General features: G+C 69.8%; 16 protein-coding genes. 2 read left to right on the plus strand and 14 right to left on the minus strand.

Annotated elements, in window-relative coordinates; genetic code table 11:
* The 7 genes from Q0D57_RS15600 to Q0D57_RS15630 all read right to left on the minus strand — a co-directional run.
* Nucleotides 1–375, minus strand: a 375-nt coding sequence (locus tag Q0D57_RS15600) for a flavodoxin-dependent (E)-4-hydroxy-3-methylbut-2-enyl-diphosphate synthase (protein WP_291045768.1), incomplete at its 3' end; no start/stop codon positions are given.
* Nucleotides 376–451: 76 nt separating this feature from the next.
* A complete protein-coding gene (locus tag Q0D57_RS15605; RefSeq protein WP_291045733.1) occupies nt 452–1,780 on the minus strand; it encodes a site-2 protease family protein in 1,329 nt (442 codons plus the stop codon).
* Nucleotides 1,781–1,855: 75 nt separating this feature from the next.
* Nucleotides 1,856–2,941, minus strand: coding sequence for a 1-deoxy-D-xylulose-5-phosphate reductoisomerase (locus Q0D57_RS15610; protein ID WP_291045735.1), 1,086 nt, complete (start codon nt 2,939–2,941; stop codon nt 1,856–1,858).
* A gap of 9 nt (nt 2,942–2,950) precedes the next feature.
* Nucleotides 2,951–3,943, minus strand: coding sequence for an FKBP-type peptidyl-prolyl cis-trans isomerase (locus tag Q0D57_RS15615; protein ID WP_291045737.1), 993 nt, complete (start codon nt 3,941–3,943; stop codon nt 2,951–2,953).
* Nucleotides 3,944–3,985: 42 nt separating this feature from the next.
* Nucleotides 3,986–5,392 carry an MFS transporter gene (locus Q0D57_RS15620; protein ID WP_291045741.1) on the minus strand — a complete coding sequence of 469 codons (1,407 nt, stop codon included), beginning with the start codon at nt 5,390–5,392 and terminating at the stop codon, nt 3,986–3,988.
* Nucleotides 5,393–5,441: 49 nt separating this feature from the next.
* Nucleotides 5,442–6,827 carry an MFS transporter gene (locus Q0D57_RS15625; protein ID WP_291045744.1) on the minus strand — a complete coding sequence of 462 codons (1,386 nt, stop codon included), beginning with the start codon at nt 6,825–6,827 and terminating at the stop codon, nt 5,442–5,444.
* A 9-nt stretch (nt 6,828–6,836) separates the two neighbouring features.
* Nucleotides 6,837–7,319 (minus strand): OsmC family protein, encoded by a 483-nt coding sequence (locus Q0D57_RS15630; RefSeq protein WP_291045746.1) that lies wholly within the window; start codon nt 7,317–7,319, stop codon nt 6,837–6,839.
* 51 nt (nt 7,320–7,370) lie between these two features.
* Between Q0D57_RS15630 and gabT the strand changes: the two genes are divergently transcribed.
* Entirely contained in the window at nt 7,371–8,732 is a 1,362-nt protein-coding gene (gene gabT / locus Q0D57_RS15635) for a 4-aminobutyrate--2-oxoglutarate transaminase (RefSeq protein WP_291045748.1), read from the plus strand.
* A 50-nt stretch (nt 8,733–8,782) separates the two neighbouring features.
* A complete protein-coding gene (locus Q0D57_RS15640) occupies nt 8,783–9,775 on the plus strand; it encodes an asparaginase (protein ID WP_291045752.1) in 993 nt (330 codons plus the stop codon).
* A 422-nt stretch (nt 9,776–10,197) separates the two neighbouring features.
* Here the strand turns inward: Q0D57_RS15640 and Q0D57_RS15645 are convergent, their stop codons facing one another.
* The 7 genes from Q0D57_RS15645 to Q0D57_RS15675 all read right to left on the minus strand — a co-directional run.
* On the minus strand, nt 10,198–11,484 hold the full coding sequence (locus Q0D57_RS15645) for a hypothetical protein (protein WP_291045754.1): 1,287 nt from the start codon (nt 11,482–11,484) through the stop codon (nt 10,198–10,200).
* 55 nt (nt 11,485–11,539) lie between these two features.
* Nucleotides 11,540–12,811 carry a hypothetical protein gene (locus tag Q0D57_RS15650; RefSeq protein ID WP_291045755.1) on the minus strand — a complete coding sequence of 424 codons (1,272 nt, stop codon included), beginning with the start codon at nt 12,809–12,811 and terminating at the stop codon, nt 11,540–11,542.
* Between the two features lie 78 nt (nt 12,812–12,889).
* A complete protein-coding gene (locus Q0D57_RS15655; protein ID WP_291045756.1) occupies nt 12,890–13,690 on the minus strand; it encodes an ABC transporter permease in 801 nt (266 codons plus the stop codon).
* Nucleotides 13,687–14,598 carry an ABC transporter permease gene (locus Q0D57_RS15660; RefSeq protein WP_291045757.1) on the minus strand — a complete coding sequence of 304 codons (912 nt, stop codon included), beginning with the start codon at nt 14,596–14,598 and terminating at the stop codon, nt 13,687–13,689. The genes Q0D57_RS15655 and Q0D57_RS15660 overlap by 4 nt, the downstream gene beginning before the upstream one ends.
* A 5-nt stretch (nt 14,599–14,603) precedes the next feature.
* A complete protein-coding gene (locus Q0D57_RS15665; RefSeq protein WP_291045759.1) occupies nt 14,604–15,821 on the minus strand; it encodes an ABC transporter ATP-binding protein in 1,218 nt (405 codons plus the stop codon).
* Nucleotides 15,821–17,023, minus strand: a complete 1,203-nt coding sequence (locus Q0D57_RS15670) for an extracellular solute-binding protein (protein ID WP_291045764.1) — start codon at nt 17,021–17,023, stop codon at nt 15,821–15,823. The genes Q0D57_RS15665 and Q0D57_RS15670 overlap by 1 nt, the downstream gene beginning before the upstream one ends.
* A 182-nt stretch (nt 17,024–17,205) precedes the next feature.
* Nucleotides 17,206–17,407, minus strand: a 202-nt coding sequence (locus tag Q0D57_RS15675) for an FHA domain-containing protein (protein WP_291045766.1), incomplete at its 5' end; no start/stop codon positions are given.

Consider the following 17,407-nt stretch of genomic DNA (forward strand, 5'->3'; position numbering starts at 1 on the left):
GATCTTGCCCACCTGGTCGTCGAACTTGCGGATGTTGCCCGGGTTCACGCGCACCGCGGCGCACCCGGCGTCGATGGCCGCGTACACGTAGTTGGGCTGGAAGTGGATGTCGGCGATCACGGGGATCTGCGACTTCTTCGCGATGATCGGCAGCGCCTCGGCGTCGTCACGCGAGGGCACGGCCACGCGCACGATGTCGCAGCCGGAGGCCGTGAGCTCGGCGATCTGCTGGAGGGTCGCGTTGATGTTCGGGGTGGGCGTCGTGGTCATCGACTGCACGCTCACGGGGGCGTCTCCGCCCACGAGCACCTTGCCCACCTTGATCTGCCGGGACTTGCGGCGAGGGGCGAGCGTTTCGGGCGGGGGCTTGGGCATTCCCAAGTTGACTGCTGGCACGGCTTCAGTCTAGATCCGCAGTCTGAACGAGCGGTCAGCGCCGGGCGGATTCCCGTCAGCCGAAGATGTTGACCGGCTTCACGATGTCGGCGTAGACGAGGAGCGCGGTCATGCCGCCGAACAGGATGACGACCGCGAAGGTGAGCGGCATGAGCTTGGCCGCGTCGACGGGCCCCGGATCCCTGCGCTTGAAGAGCTTGGCGAAGAAGCGCCGGATGCCCTCCCACGCGGCGGCGACCACGTGCCCGCCGTCGAGCGGGGTGAGCGGCACGAGGTTGATCACGAACAGCGCAACGTTGAGCGAGCCGAGGAGACCCAGCAGGCTCGCCGCCTTGGCCTCGAGCGAGATGGAGTCGAGGGCGGCGATCTCACCGGCCACCCGGCCCACGCCGACCACGCTGATGGGGCCGTTGGGATCGCGATCCCCCGGCCCGAAGGCGGCCTCCGCCACGTCGTAGAGGCGCTGCGGCAGGTTCACCACGATGCCGATCGTGTGCACGATGTTGTCGCCCACGAAGGCGGGGACCGAGGTGATCGGCTGCGGCGTGAGCGCCTGGGCCGAGCCCATGCCCACGAAGCCGACCTCTTCGATCACCGGCGAGCCCGACGCATCCGTGACCGCCACGCCCGCGACGTCGAGCACGTAGCGCTCGGTGAGCAGCGGGGTGAGGGTGAGGTCGAGCTGCTCGCCGTCGCGCTCCACGACCACGGGCAGGGCGTCGCCCGCGGAGTCGCGGATGATTCGGGTCGACTGCTCCCAGCTCGTGATGGCGGTGCCGTCGATGCTCACGAGGCGGTCGCCGGGGAGCAGGCCGGCCGCAGCGCCCGGCGACTCCTGGTCGCCCGTCTCGCAGGTCTGCCGCTCACTCGTGGCGGGCAGCACGCACGCGCTCACGCTGCCGACGGTCGTGGAGGGCTGCAGGGTTCCGAATCCCACGAGCACGATCGAGAAGAAGACCAGGGCGAGCACGAGGTTCATGAACGGGCCGCCGAGCATCACGATCATGCGCTGCCAGACGGGCTTGCGATAGAAGGCGCGATCCTCGTCGAGACCGATGGTGAGCTGGGACTGCGCGCGCGCATCCGTGACCATCTGCTGGAAGAAGCCCGTGCTGTTGGAGGCCGCCCGCTCGTTCGCCCCGCGCGGCGGGAACATGCCGATCATCGAGATGTAGCCACCGAGCGGGATCGCCTTGAGGCCGTACTCGGTCTCGCCCTTCCGGCGCGAGAACACGGTCGGCCCGAAGCCGATCATGTACTGCGTGACCTTGATGCCGAAGAGCTTGGCGGGCAGCAGGTGCCCGACCTCGTGGAGGCCGATCGAGAAGGCCACCCCGACGGCGATGATGAGCACGCCGAGCACGAACTGAAGGACCGTTTCCACACGGTGACATTACCCGCCGCAGCCACGGGGGCGCTGATGGTTGGCTGTGCGACGGTTCTGAGCTCGCCGAGCGCCTCAGACGGCGGCGAGCAGCCGATCGGCCGCGGCCCTCGCCCAGAGCTCGGTGTCAGCGAGCGACTCCCGGGTGACCGGGGCCGACTCCGGCTCGAACAGGTCGACCGCGCGCTGCACGGTGTCGACGATGTCGAGGAACCCGATCCGCCCGTCGTGGAAGGCCGCGACGGCCTGCTCGTTGGCCGCGTTGAAGACGGCCGGGTAGCCGCCTCCGGCCCGGCCGACCTGCTTCGCGAGCGCGACCGCGGGGAACGCGACCTCGTCGAGCGGCGCGAACTCCCAGGTGTGGGATGCGGTCCAGTCGATGGGCACGCCGACCCCGGCCACGCGGGCCGGCCAGTCGAGGCCGAGGGCGATGGGCAGCCGCATGTCGGGGGGCGAGGCCTGGGCGATGGTCGAGCCGTCCGAGAACTCGACCATCGAGTGCACGACCGACTGCGGATGCACGGTGACCTCGATGTCGGAGTACGGCACGTCGAAGAGCAGGTGGGCCTCGATGACCTCGAGCCCCTTGTTCACGAGGGTGGCGGAGTTCGTGGTGACGACGAGCCCCATGTCCCAGGTGGGGTGCGCGAGCGCCTCACGGGGGGTCACGTCGGTCATCGAGGCACGGCTGCGGCCTCGGAACGGCCCGCCGGACGCCGTGAGCACGAGCCGCGAGACCTCGGCGGCCGTGCCGGAGCGGAGCGCCTGCGCGATCGCGGAGTGCTCGGAGTCGACAGGCACGATCTGGCCGCGTGACGCCGCGCGCTTCACGAGGTCGCCGCCCACGATGAGGCTCTCCTTGTTGGCGAGCGCGAGCGTGCGGCCGGCCTCGAGGGCGGCGAGGGTCGGACCCAGTCCGACCGATCCGGTGATGCCGTTCAGCACCACGTCGGCCTCGACGTCGCGCACGAGCTGCTCGGCCTCGAGCTCGCCGAGCCCGGTGTCGTCGACACCGAACTCGGCGGCCTGCGCGTCGAGCACCTCACGATTCCGGCCGGCCACGAGGCCGACGACATCGAACCGGTCGGGGTTCCTCCGGATGACGTCGAGCGCCTGCACGCCGATGGAGCCGGTGGAACCGAGGATGATGACGCGCTTCACGCGTTCAGGCTATCCCGCCGAGGCGGTGGCGAGGATGTCGATCACGAACACGAGGGTGTCGGTGCCCGCGATGCCCGCGGCGCTGTTCCCCTCCGCGCCGTAGCCCTGGTCGGGTGGGATCACGGCGATCACCTGCGAGCCGACGGTCTGTCCCACCATCGCCGCAGCGAACCCGGTGACGACGCCCGTGGTCTGGAACGTGCGCGGTCCGCCGTTGCCCCAGCTCTGGTCGAAGACCGTGCCCGAGCCGTAGATCGAGCCCTGGTACTGCACGGTCACGCTGTCGCCGTCGCCGACGACGGGGCCGTCGCCCTTCTTGAGCACCGCGACCTGCAGGTCGGTGGGAGCCGCAGCCGTGGGCATGGTGACGGTGGGAGCGCCCTCGTCGTCGAGCTCGACGGTGGGGAAGCCCTCGGGGACCTGCTGCTCGGTGCCGTCGGCCCGGAGCGGCACGATGCCCTCGATGTCGGCCACCATGACGAGCGAGTCCTCGGCCGCGATGCCGAGCGCCTCGTTGCCGCCTGCTGCGCCGAACCCGTCGGCGGGCGGGATGACCGCGACCACGCGCGATCCGACGTTCGTGCAGGCCACGGCGTTCACGATGCCGGCGATGTACTGCGTGGTGTCGACCGTGAGCTGGAGCTGGGTGCCGCCCTCGTCGAGGGTCGAGAAGACCTGCTCGCCGGAGGTGCCGTTGTAGATGGTGAAGTCGATCGTGGCGAGGTCGCCGAACGCCACCTCGTCGCCGTCTCCCTCGGACACGATCGTGCGCTCGGTGCGGTCGACCGAGAGCGGGCCCTGGAAGGCCGTCGTGGGGAGGGAGCCGATGTCGCCCGTGACGGTGACGGAGTCGGACGCGCTGCCGGACTCGGCGCACTCGTTGACGGGAGCGGCGCCCGCCGTGGGGGTCGCCGTGGAGCCCTCGTCGGGGGTCGCGGTGCAGCCCGCGAGCAGGAGGGTCGCGGCGATGGCTGCTGCGGCGACGGCCGGAATTGAACGCATGGGTCCTCTTCGTTCGTGGATGGGGATCGCGGCCAGTCTTCCTCAGTCGCCTTGGGTCAACCTGGCGACCCGCTGGGAGCGGGCACGATGCGATGCGAGCGTGACCACGCCGAAGACACCCGCGACGAGGGCGCCCGCCACCGCGACAGCGAAGCCCGCACGACCGCCGGCGGCGTCGATCAGCACTCCTGCGAGCGCGGATCCGATGGTGACGCCCACGCTGATGGCCGTCGAGGGCCAGGCGAGCGCCTCGGTCAGCCGCGCGCGATCGACGCGCGACTCCACGAGGCCCATGCCGGAGATCAGCAGCGGGGCGGTCACGAGGCCCGCGGCGAACAGGGCGACGGATGCGGTGCCGATCGAGGGCATCAGGGCGACGGCCGGCACCACGACGGCATACGCGAGGGCGGCGACGCCCACCCGGAGCTCGAGGGCTGCGCGGAGCCGCAGCAGGCCGAAGACGAGCGCCGAGACGACGCTGCCGACCGCGAACGCTGCGAGCAGGAGACCCGCGGCCGCGGGGACACCCTCCTCGTCGGCGAAGCCCACCGCGGTGAGGTCGACCGCCCCGAAGACGAGGCCGATGCCGAGGAAGAGCGGCAGGAGGAGCGCGATGCCGGGCGGGAGGGGGGTGAGGAGCCTGAAGCGGCGCTTCGACGCCGTGTCACCTTTCGACGCCGTGTCGCCTTTCGAGGCGGGGTCGCCCTTCGACGCCACCGGATGCACGGCGGGCGTGGTCGAGCGCAGCAGGATGAGGGCGGCCATGCCCGCGAGCCCGGCGGTGAGCCCCACCGCGAAGCCGAGCACGGGGCTCACGGCTGCGGCGAGCAGGGTGACGACGGGCGGGCCGATGACGTAGACGGACTCATCGGCCACCGACTCGAGCGAGAAGGCGGAGTGCCGATCCTGGCCCGCCGGCAGCAGGCTGCTCCACCGCGCGCGGGTGACCGAGCCGATGTCGACGGTGCTCGCACCGAGGAGGAGGGCGGTGGCGAACCAGGTCCAGAGGGGCAGCCCGGCCGTGACCGCTCCGAGGAGGGCCAGCGCCGAGACGAGGGTGGCGGCGAATCCGGCCGCGAGGATGCGGCGCTGGCCGACCCGGTCCATCGCGCGCGACCAGAGCGGGCCGATGAACGCGGATCCGATCACCATGACGGCGGCGACCATCGCGGCGAGCGAGAAGCGGCCGGTCTCCCCCGCCACGAGGAGCACGGCGCCGAGGCTGAGGGTGGAGCGCGGGAGGCGGCCGAGCCAGCCCGCGGTGTAGAACGCGACGGATCCGGGGACCGCGAAGACCTCGCGGTAGCCGCGGAAAGGGCCCATGCGTGCGGGTGGGCGGGGTTGCCCGGGTGGCGGCTGGATCGCGGCGGGCCGGTCGGGGGCGGGCCGGTCGGCGGCGGGCTGCTCCGCGGCGGGCCGGTCGGCGGCGGGCTGGGCTGCGTTCTGCACGCGGTCCTCGACATCTCTGGCCACGGCGAAGGCGGGGATTCCCGGCCGGCTACTCGGGTGACGACTCCATGCTAGCGGCGGCCTTCTCGTGCTCCGGGTTGCGGATGCCCGCGAAGGCCACGAGACCGCCCGCGACGAAGAAGACGGCCGTCACGAGCACCACGCGGTGGAAGCCCACGAGGTCGAGCACCGCCGTGCCGGCGATGAGGCTCGCGAGCGCCACCGCGATGAGTCCGGCCACGCGGGAGACGGCGTTGTTGACGGCGGAGGCGATGCCCGAGCGCGCCGGATCGATCGCACCGAGGATGGCGGCCGTGAGCGGAGCGACCGTGATGGCCATGCCGAGACCGAACACGACGACCGCCGGGAGCACCTGGGTGAGGTAGTCGGCGCTCTCGTCGAAGCGCAGCATGAGCAGGAATCCGGCGCCGGCCACGAGCGGGCCGACCGTCATGAACAGGCGCGGCCCGATCCGGCCGCTCAGTCGCCCGAACAGGCTCGAGAGGCCGATGAGCAGGAGGCTCGTGGGGATCATCGCGAAGCCCGCGAGTGTGGCGCTGTAGCCCGCGACCTGCTGCAGGAACACGGCGACGCTGAAGAAGCCGAGCGAGAGGGCGCCGTAGATGAGGAAGGTCGAGACGTTGCCGACCGAGAAGTTGCGCACCCGGAACAGCTCGAGCGGCAGCATCGGCTGCGCGGTGCGGCGCTCGTGCACGAGGAACGCCGCGAGGGCGAGCAGTCCCACCACGAGCGGCACGAGCACCACGGGCGAGCCCCAGCCGAAGTTCGCCTGCTCGATCAGCGCGAACACGGGCAGCCCCAGCCCGAGCATGCCGAGCACGGCGCCCGGGTAGTCGATGCGTGCTCCCGGCGCGTGGTGGCGATCCGGATCGAGCTTCATCAGCAGCACGACCGTCACGACGATCGGCAGCACGTTGATGCCGAAGATCAGCCGCCACGACACCTGGTCGACGAGCACGCCGCCGAGGATGGGGCCGGCGATGTTCGCGACGCTCGTGAACGCCGTCCAGGTGCCGATCGCCCGGCCCTGGGCGGGGCCGGAGAAGGTCGCGATGATGATGGCGAGCGACGACGGCACGAGGAGGGCGCCCGCCACGCCCTGCAGCGCGCGGGCGACGATGAGGAACTCCACGGTGGGGGCGAACGCGCAGAGGAGCGACGCCGCGCCGAACCCGACGAGGCCGATCAGCAGGATGCGCTTGCGGCCGTAGACGTCGCTCAGCGATCCGGCGAGCAGGATGACGGAGCCGAGGGTGATGAGGTACGCGTCGACCACCCACTGCTGCGTCGACAGCGCGCCGCCGAGGTCGCGGCTGATGGCCGGCAGCGCCACGTTGATGACCGTGGCATCAAGGAACGAGACGAAGGCGGCGAGGATGGCGACGACGAGGACGAGCCTCTGCTGCCGCGTCATGGCCACGGTCTAGGCCACGACGAGTCGCGGCGAATGGCCCACCGGGAAGTTCACCGAGTTGGCGATGAAGCACTTCTCGGCGGCCTCGCGGTGCAGGGCCGCGAACTCCTCCTCGGAGGGCGAGGCGGCACCCTCGGCCACCGCGAGCGTGATGACCGGGTGCAGCTCGGCGCTCGTGAACCGGCCGCCGTCGCCCTGCTGCACCATGGTGCCGGTCGCGGCATCCGTGTAGGCCGTCACGACGAGGCCGTGCAGCACCGCCACGTGCAGGAACGAGAGCATGTGGCACTCGGCGAGGGCGGCGAGCAGCAGCTCCTCGGGGTTCCAGCGGTCGCGGTCGCCGTGGAACGTCTTGTCGGCCGAGACCTCGATGTCGTGCTTGCCCGCGGCGGTGAGCAGGCCCTGGCGCCCGTAGTCGAGGTAGTGGCTCGTGCCGGTCCCCCGATTGCCAAGCCACTCGACATCGACGCTGTAGTGATGCTCAGGAGTCACCCGGCCATGCTAACCCGGCTCGGGCCGAGGCTGGCCTAAACTCGAAGCACTATGACTGACACCATCGACGCCCCGGTTTACACGGTTCCCCAGGAGCGGAAGGTCGTCACGGCGATCCCCGGCCCGCGGTCGAAGGAGCTGCACGAACGACGCCTCGCCGTCGTGCCGCCCGGTGTCACGGCCGCGCTGCCCGTCTACGTCGCCAAGGCGAGCGGGGCCGTGCTGGTCGATGTGGACGGCAACCAGTTCATCGACCTCGGTGCCGGCATCGGCGTGACCACCGTGGGGCACGCGAATGCCGCGGTGGTGGAGGCCGCGACGGCTCAGCTGCAGGATCTCACCCACACGCTCTTCACGGTCACCCCCTACGAGGAGTACGTGCGCGTGGCGGAGCTCCTCGCCCAGCACACCCCCGGCGACTTCGCCAAGCGCACGGTGCTCGTGAACTCGGGTGCGGAGGCCGTGGAGAACGGCGTCAAGATCGCCCGCAAGTTCACCGGCCGCAACGGCGTCGCCGTGCTCGACCACGCCTACCACGGCCGCACCAACCTCACGATGGCCATGAACTTCAAGGCCGCCCCCTACGCCACCGGATTCGGGCCCCTCGCGGGAGACGTCTACCGCGCGCCCAACTCCTACCCCTACCACGACGGACTGTCGGGGGCCGAGGCCGCCGCCCGCACCATCAACTACCTCGAGAAGACCGTGGGCGCATCCGACCTCGCGTGCCTCGTGGTCGAGCCCATCCAGGGCGAGGGCGGCTTCGTCGTGCCGGCCGAGGGCTACCTCCCCGCGCTGCAGGCGTGGTGCACCGAGAAGGGCATCGTCTTCATCGCCGACGAGATCCAGAGCGGCATGGCCCGCACGGGCGAGTACTTCGCGTCGACCCACTTCGGGCTCGTGCCCGACATGGTGCTCTCGGCCAAGGGCATCGCGGGCGGCCTGCCGCTCGCGGGCGTCACCGGCCGCGCCGAGATCATGGACTCCGCACAGCCCGGCGGGCTCGGCGGCACCTTCGGCGGCAACCCGGTGGCCGCGGCCGCAGCGGTCGCCGTGTTCGAGCAGATCGAGTCGGCGTCGCTCCTCGCGGAGGCCGACCGCATCGGCGCCACCCTGATCGCCGGACTCACGGCGCTGCAGGAGAAGTACGACGTGATCGGCGACGTGCGCGGTCGCGGCGCCATGATCGCGATCGAGCTCGTCGAGCCCGGCACGGCGTCGACCACCAAGACCCCGCACGCCGAGGCCGTCAACGCCATCGTCGCGCACTGCGCCCAGAACGGCGTGCTCGCGCTGAACGCCGGCACCTACGGCAACGTGCTCCGGTTCCTGCCGTCGCTCGCGATCTCGGACGAGCTGCTGCTCGACGCGCTCTCGGTGATCGACGAGGCGCTCGCCCAGCTCTCGGCATGAGGGACGGGGCCGGCGTGAGCGGCGGGTCCGGCGTGAGCGGCGGGGCCGGCATGACTTCTGGGCCCGGCATGCCCGGCACCGCCACGATCGCCGAGTCGGCGGAGCTCGCGGTCGTCGACCGCAGCGGCTTCGTCGAGTCGCGGCACATCGGCTCGGCCGTGGTGCTGGATGCGACGGGGCAGGTGGCCATCAGCGTCGGCTCCCCCGCGCTGCCGGTCTACCCGCGCTCGTGCATGAAGCCGTTCCAGGCGCTGGCCGTGCTCGAGTCGGGCGTCTCGCTCGATCCCGTGCAGACGGTGCTCGCGACGGCGAGCCATGCGGCGACGCCCGCGCACATCGAGGTCGTCGCCTCCATCCTGGCCGAGGCGGGGCTGCCGGCGTCGGCGCTCGGCTGCCCGCCTGACTGGCCTGGTGCCTCGAGTGCGCGCGACGAGGTGATCCGGGCTCATGGTGGCCGGGAGCGCATCTCCATGAACTGCTCGGGCAAGCACGCGGCGATGCTGCTCGCGTGCGTGCGGAACGGGTGGGACACGGCGTCGTATCTCGACCCGGCGCATCCGCTGCAGGAGCGCATCCTCGCGGTGGTGGAGCGCGAGACGGGAGCGCCCGTGGCGCACTCGGGGGTCGACGGCTGCGGGGCGCCGGTGCACGCGCTGTCGCTCGAAGCGCTCGCGCGGGGCATCGGTCGCATCCGCCGGGCGACGTCGGGGCCGGCGGAGCACCTCACGTCGAGCATCCTGGCGAACGGCTGGGCCATCGACGGTCCCGGCCGTGCGAACACCGTCGTGATCGACCGCCTCGGCGTGGTCGCCAAGCTCGGCGCCGAGGGCGTCATGGTGATGGCGACGCCCGACGGCTCCTCGGTCGCGGTCAAGGTGCTCGACGGCAGCCTCCGCGCCGCCACCCTCGTGGCCCTCACCCTCCTCGCCCGCCACGGCGCCGTCACCCCCGCCCAGGTGGCCGACCTCACCCCCGACCTCGACCTCGCCATCCACGGCGGTGCCGCCCCCGTCGGCACCATCCGCGTCTCCCCCTCCCTCTAGCGCCCCGCCCCGCCCCGCCCCGCGCCGCACCGCACCGCCGCGCCCCCTGCCGCGCCTCCCGCCGCCGCACGGCGGTCCACCCGGGTAGCGCCAACCGCTCCATCCCGCCCCTTTTCGAGCATTTAGCGCTACCCCGCCCGACGAAAAGAGCACCTAGCGCTACCCCGCCGGAAGGAAAGAGCGGTTAGCGCTACCCCGCATGGGTGCGGCGGCCGAGCTGGGGTGGAAGTGGCGGTCGAGCAGACGCACCGACCCGAAAGCCGCTGGGCGCTCCCACCCGACCCGAGGTGGCACGGTCGCCGCGCAGCGACGCCCGCGCCACACGTCCCCCGCGCCGCAGAAGCGGCGGCGCGGCCAGAACACAGCCCGCGCCACATGCCCCCCGCGCCGCAGAAGCGGCGGCGCGGCAACCAGCACTGACCTCACAACGTGCCCGCCGAGTACTCGGCGCCGATGTTGCGCGCGACGGTGTGGATGCCACGGTGATAGCGGCTGGCCGGGTAGCTGTCCGTGGTGAAATCGGTGCCCGGGGTGACCCACACGACGGTTTGGCCGTCGGCGGACAGCGTCGACGAGCCGCTTCGTTCGAAGCCGCGACCGCCGGACGGTGTCTGGCTGACGAGGCCGACAGCACCCGTGATCCTGGAGCGCACGTAGACCTGCGAGTCGGATCGGCTCGAGTACGCCACAGCGATCCCGTTGCGGGAGACAGTGCCGTTCGTGCCCGGCGTGGCGGCTCCACCGGGCAGTCGGCTCTCCAGCGTGGTCACAGACGTGGTGCGGTCGCGCGCGTAGACATGCGAGCCGCCGCCCGTCGCGCTCCCGTGCAGATTCGCGGCGAGGCTGTCGAACACGACGATCCGGCCGTCACCCGACACATCGACGCGCGTCACCGCGGCGTCGGCCCCTCGTGTTCCGGAAGCGTCGACGCTGATGAGCTCCGTGGTGCCGCGGGCGGTGTCGTAGACGTAGGCCTGATCGACTCCTCCGGTCGGAGCGGCGGTGTGCTGGTCGGAGGAGAGGAAGGCGACGAATCGGCCGTCGGCGGAGATCGAGGGAGAGTGACTGCTCAGCACGGGGTCGTAGCCGATCAGAGTCGTGGTGCCCGACGAATCGACCTTGTACGTCCGTGACCGCGGAACCGCGTACGGATCTCCCGGCATCGCATCCGAAGCCGATGTCGAATAGACGATCGCGTTGCCGGAACCCGAGATGTCGAACGACGTCACGTTCTCATCGACCCCCTCGCTGCTGTCGTTCCACCGGGTGCTGACGTTCGTGCTCGTTCCCGTGATGGCGTTCCAGACGACGACCTGCTGGTCCGCGAAGCCGTCCGTCTCGGTGTAGTAACTGGCATAGGCGACGAGCATGCCGTCGTCGGAGATCACGGGTGAGGTCGTGATGTTCGTCCACTTCGGACTGATCTGCTTCGTCGTGCTCGCGACCGTGTCGCGCAGGAAGACCCGCTCGCTGGCAGGCATCCCGGAGTCGAAGGGTCCGAGCAGGTCTTGGCCGCTGTAGGAGAACGCGACGAATCGGCCATCACCGGAGACGGCGGCCGCTCCTTCGAACTCGTTGCTGGTCCCGGCGACACCGGGAACGTACGAGACGTCGATCAGGTAGTTGGTACCAGGAGGCGGTGGGGCGGCGTGGGCCGCCGCGGGAACGGTGACTGCGGCGAGGGCGAGAACAAGCGCGCACCCCGCCATTCGAAGACGCGAGGACATATCTGAGCCGTTCTGTTTTTCTGCTGGAAAGAGCACGTCAGCCCACGTTGCGCAGGAGGGTGTGCCAGGAGCCGCGTGAACCCGCGGGATAGCGGTCGCCGGTGAGGTTCGTCGCATCCGTGGTCCACGCGACGTAGTCGCCGTCAGGGCTGAGCCGAGGATCAACGGAGTCACCGTTCCCGGCATCGCCGAGGCCGTTCCGGCTGACCGGCTTGACGGCACCCGTGAGCCGCGATCGGAAGAGGATCTGAGAGTTGTGACCGGTGGTGGTCGAGGTCCAGACCTGGAAGACCAGCGCCGAGCCGTCGGCGGAGAGATCCGGGTTCGCGGCGTCGGGGACGAGCACTCCCGAGCTGTCACGACTCTCGAGCGTCGTTAGTCCTGCGGAGCGATCGCGCACGAAGATCTGCCGGGTGCCGGGAACCGGGTCGACCGTGAGGTCGGTTGCCCTGCTCTCGAAGGCGACGAAGCGGCCGTCGGCGGACAGCACCGGATCCGTCGAGGCGCCGTTGCCTGCCGTTGCGCCCGTATCGATACTGATCAGCTCGGTCGAACCGCGGGCAGTGTCCGTGACGTAGACCTGTTGCACCCCGCGGGTGGGCACGGGAGTGTGCTGATCGGCGGAGACGAATGCCACGTAGCGGCCGTCGGATGACACCGACGGAGACGAAGCGCTGAGCACAGGATCGTAGGCGACCATCGTCGTCTCAGCAGTCGGAGTCCAGGTGTACAGCCTCGGTCGTGGGACGACGAACGGGTCGCCCGGCATCACGTCTGTCGCGATGGTCTCGAAGACGACGGCGTTGCCGGAGCCCGAGAGCGACAACGCGAGCACGGGATAGTCGATGCCCCGCAGTGCGGATTGCCAACCGTGGCTCACCAGGGTGTGATCGCCGGTCGTCGCCGACCAGAGCACCGCCTGATTCGTACCCCACGGCGTTCCAGGAACGATATTCGAACTGGTGGTCAGGTAGGCGACCAGCTCTCCGTCATCGGAGATCGACGGGGAGGATGACGGCCCGTCGCCGGCGGCCCCGCCCGCCGCACTGATGAGTGTGGTCGTCTCGGCCGCCGTGTCGCGAAGGTAGATCTGACCTCTTCTGGCATCCGCTGCACTGATGCCGGGAACCAGATCGATCGCGTGCGAGCCGAAGACCACGAATCGTCCATCGGCCGACGCGTCGGACCCCTCGTTGAAGACGTTGCCGGATGAAGCGCTTCCGGCGGCAAGAGCAGCATCGATCAGCTGGGTGGCACCGGAAGGCGGCGGCGCGGCGTGGGTTGCGGTGACGGCGGAAACAGCCGTCACGGTACCGAGCAAGAGCGCACACGACACTCGAAGAACGAATTTGGGCATAGATGATGATTAGTCACTTATGCCCAGAAGTCAAACTGTTCGGGCCAATCTCTTCGCGCGGGCTGCTCGGGAGACCTGGGCCACGATCACGAGGAGGATGGCCAGGAGGAAGACCGCCGAGGCGATGACGTTCACCTGGGCCGGGATGCCGCGGGCGGCGGCGATGTAGATGAACTTGGGGAAGGTGTCGACGGCTCCGGAGTTGAAGTTGGTGATGATGAAGTCGTCGAAGCTCAGCGCGAACGAGAGCAGGGCGGCCGCCGCGATGCCGGGGAGGAGCAGCGGGAACGTGATGCGCCAGAAGACCTGGCCGGGCGAGCCGTAGAGGTCGCGGCCCGCCTCCTCCAGCGCCGGATCGAGCGAGGCGACACGCGCCTTGACCGTGACCACCACGAAGCTGATGCAGAACATCGTGTGGGCCAGGATGATGGTGCCGAGCCCCTTCTCGACCCCCACGGTGAGGAACTGGGCCGCGAGCCCCGCACCGAGCACGACCTCGGGGGTCGCCATCGGCAGGAACAGCAGCAGGCTGATCGCCGAGCGCGCCTTGAACCGGTAGCGCACGAGCGCGATGGCGATGAGCGTGCCGAGCGCGGTGGCGAGCACCGTCGACGTCAGCCCCACCAGGATGCTGTTGCCGAACGCCTCGCAGAGCCCCTGCACGCTGCAGACCGTGGCCCACTTCTCGAAGGTGAACCCCTGCCAGGCGATGTTGAGCTTGCCGGAGTCGTTGAACGAGAAGACGAACGTGTAGACGATCGGGATGAGGAGGAATGCTAGCGCGATGAAGGTGTAGATCCAGAGCCCGAGGCCCTTGGTGCGGCGCCTCATACGAGATCCTCCGTTCCGGTGCGGCGCACGTACACGCCGACGATCACGAGGATGACGGCCATCAGCACGATCGACAGGGCGGCCGCTGCCGGATAGTTCTGCAGCACGAGGAAGTTCGCCTCGATCGCGTTGCCCACCATGGCCGTCGACGACGACCCCAGGAAGTCCCGACTCGCATTGATGTAGTCACCGGCCGCCGGGATGAAGGTGAGCAGCGTGCCCGACACGATCCCAGGCATCGACAGCGGCACGGTGACCTTCCGGAAGACCGTGAACGGGCTCGCGTAGAGGTCGGCGCCGGCCTCGAGGTAGCGCGTGTCGAGCCGCTCGAGGGTGGCGTAGAGCGGGAGCGTCATGAACGGGATGAAGTTGTAGGTGAGGCCGAAGATCACCGAGAACGCCGTGCCCGTGAGGTGCCCGTCGGAGGGCAGGATGGCGATCGACTTGAGGAAGACCACCACGGGCCCCTCGTCCGACATGATCTGCTTCCAGGCCAGGGTGCGGAGCAGGAAGCTGATGAAGAACGGCGCGATCACGAGCGTGAGCAGCAGGCTCTGCAGCAGCGGGAACCGCCTGGCCTTCACGCCGATGAAGTAGGCGATGGGATAGCTGATCACGAGGGCGAGCACCGTGGCGACGAGCGCGTAGCCGAACGCGCGCAGGATGAGCGGCAGGTACTCCCCCACGGCGTCGACGTAGTTCTCCCAGCGGAACGCCGTGACGTAGTCGCCGATGTCGCCGTAGAGATCCGGTTCCTGGAAGGACGTGATGACGAGCGAGATGAGCGGGGTCAGGAAGAACAGCAGGAGGTAGGCGATGCCCGGGAGCAGCAGCACGAGCGCCACGAAGCTGCGCTTCCTGGGCGCCTGCTCGACCGTCGTCTGCGAGGCGAAGGCGGTGAAGGCCACGGCGGCTAGGCCTGTTCCAGCTCTTCTTCCAGCGCGATCCGGCGCTGGATGGCGATCGACTCGGTCGAGGCGTCGGGCACGAAGCGCGGCACCGTGCCGGGGTCGTCGTCGAGCCCGAAGCCGTGGTCGGCGTTCCAGGACAGCCACACCTCGGCTCCGACCTGCACCACCGGACCGAACACCATGTTCTGCGCGAACACCACGAGCTCGCCGGCACCGGGCACCTCCACGAGGTACTGCGTGCTGACGCCCGAGAACGAGACATCCGTGACCCGCCCGGGCCCGAAGACGTTCCGTCCGGCCTGCGGCAGGGGCGCCTCGGTGAGCAGCGTCACCTTCTCCGGGCGCACGCCGATCGCGACCTCGCCGGAGTGCCGCTGCGAACGGGCGCGGGGCACGACCACCGGGACGCCGGCGACGTCGACGGTGATGGCATCCGCCGTGGCCGACACGACCTCGCCCGTGAAGAGGTTCGACTGGCCGAGGAAGTTGGCCACGAACGCCGTGCGCGGCAGCTCGTAGAGCTCCTCGGGGGCGCCCATCTGCTCGATCCGCCCCTTGTTCATGACGGCGACGGTGTCGGCCATGGTCATGGCCTCCTCCTGGTCGTGCGTGACGTGCAGGAAGGTGAGGCCCACCTCGGTCTGGATCGCCTTCAGCTCGAGCTGCATCTGGCGGCGGAGCTTGAGGTCGAGCGCGCCGAGCGGCTCATCGAGCAGCAGCAGGGCGGGCCGGTTCACGATGGCGCGGGCGAGCGCGACGCGCTGCTGCTGACCGCCCGAGAGCTGGGCGGGCCGACGGGAGGAGACGTGATCGAGCTCGACGAGGGCGAGCGCCTCGAGCGCCTTCGCGACCGCATCGCCGATGCGGCGCCGGCGGAGGCCGAAGGCGACGTTCTCGAGGATCGTCATGTGCGGGAAGAGCGCATACGACTGGAACACCGTGTTGACGGGCCGCTGGAACGGCTTGGTGTCGGTCACGTCCTTCCCGCCGATCAGGATTCGCCCTGCGGTCGGCTCCTCGAGCCCCGCGACGAGCCGCAGCGTCGTGGTCTTGCCGCAGCCGGAGGGGCCGAGCAGGGCGAAGAACGAACCGGCCGGGATCTGCAGGTCGAGCTCCTCGATGGCCGTGAAGCCCGGGAACCGCTTGGAGATGCCGGCGAGCTCGAGATCGGCGCCGCTCTCGGCGAAGGATGCGCCGGACTTGGTGGATGACGTCGCCATCAGCTGCCCAGCAGCACCTTCTGGAACTGGGCCTGGTAGTCGTTCTCCTCCTGGGGAGTGAGGGTGCGGAAGACGTGCACGGTGCTGAGCGTCTCCTCGTCCGGGAAGATCAGCTGGTCGGAGGCGAGCTCGGGGTCGATGAGGTCCATCGCCTCCTTCGCGCCGACCACCGGGGTGACGTAGTTGACCCAGGCGGCGAGCTCGGCGGCCACCTCGGGCTCGTAGTAGTAGTTCATGACGGCCTCGGCGTTGGCCTTGTGGGCCGAGCCCATGGGCACCACGAAGGTGTCGTTCCAGAGCGTGCCGCCGGCATCCGGGATGGCGAACTCCCACTTGTCGCCCGCCGTGGCGTTGAGGCTCGTGATGTCGCCCGACCAGCAGATGGCGGCGAAGGTGTCCTCGGACTGGAGGTCGTTGAGGTAGGCGTTGCCCTTGATGTTGCGGATCTGGCCGTCCTCGACCTGCTGGGTGAACGCATCCATGGCGTTCGCGAAGTCGTCGTCGCCCCACTCGCCGGTGATGTCGGTGCCCTGGGCGAGCATGATGAGGCCGATGGTGTCGCGCATCTCGGAGAGCACGCCCACACGGCCCTTGAGCGCGGGGTCCCACAGGTCTTCGACGCTCTTCAGGCCCGCCGGCACCTTCTCCTTGTTCCAGCAGATGCCCGCGAAGCCGCCCTGCCAGGGCAGCGAGAGCTTCCGGCCCGGATCGAAGTCGGGGTTCGCGAACGACTCGCTGAGGTTCGCGATGTTCGGGATGTTGGCGTGGTCGAGCTCCTGCACGTAGCCCTGGCGCACGAGCCGGGCCACCATCCAGTCGGTGAGGCAGACGGTGTCGGCGCCGATGTCCTGGCCGAGGGCGAGCTGGTCCTTGACCTTGGCGTAGTAGCTGTTGTTGTCGTCGACGTCGACGTTGTAGGTCACCGTGATGCCCGACTCGTCCTCGAAGCCGATGAGGGTCGGGTAGTTGCCGTCGTCGTCCTCGTCCATGTAGGCCGGCCAGTTGCTCCAGGCGAGGGTCTTCTCGGTGGCCGAGACGTCTTTGGCCGGAGTGAGGTCGGCGCGCTGACCGCCCGAGGAGCAGGCCGCGAGGGCGAGGGCGGTGGCGCTCATGCCGGCCGCACCGAGGAAGCCGCGGCGGCTGAGCGAGACCGCTCTGGCCTTCTGCAGGGCCTGCGAGTGGCGGATGGCCTGGAGGATCATCGGGTCTTGCGGTGCGCGCACAGTGGGCCTCTCACTCACGGAAAAACAGTGTTCCGATAGTGGCACAGGGCTTCTCGGCTCCGACAGCGACGACGACGAACTACATCAGATCGAAACATAGGTTTTACGAAATCGGTTCCCTCGGGGGCCGATCACGGTCGATCTCGTCTGTTTCGGGCTGGTCAGTGCACGTCGAACCACTGGTCGCCGATGCCCACGCGGGTGCCGCGCGGCACGCGCACGCGTTCGCCCGCGGTGAGCTCGACGGGGTCGACGAGGTCGAGGCCCACCCGCGTGCCGTTCGACGAACCGCGATCGGCGATCCAGAGCTCACCCTCCTCGACACCGAAGGCCAGGTGCGTCTTCGAGACGCTGCGCTCGGGG

This window comes from Herbiconiux sp., from assembly GCF_023264895.1.
Taxonomy (GTDB): Bacteria; Actinomycetota; Actinomycetes; order Actinomycetales; family Microbacteriaceae; genus Herbiconiux.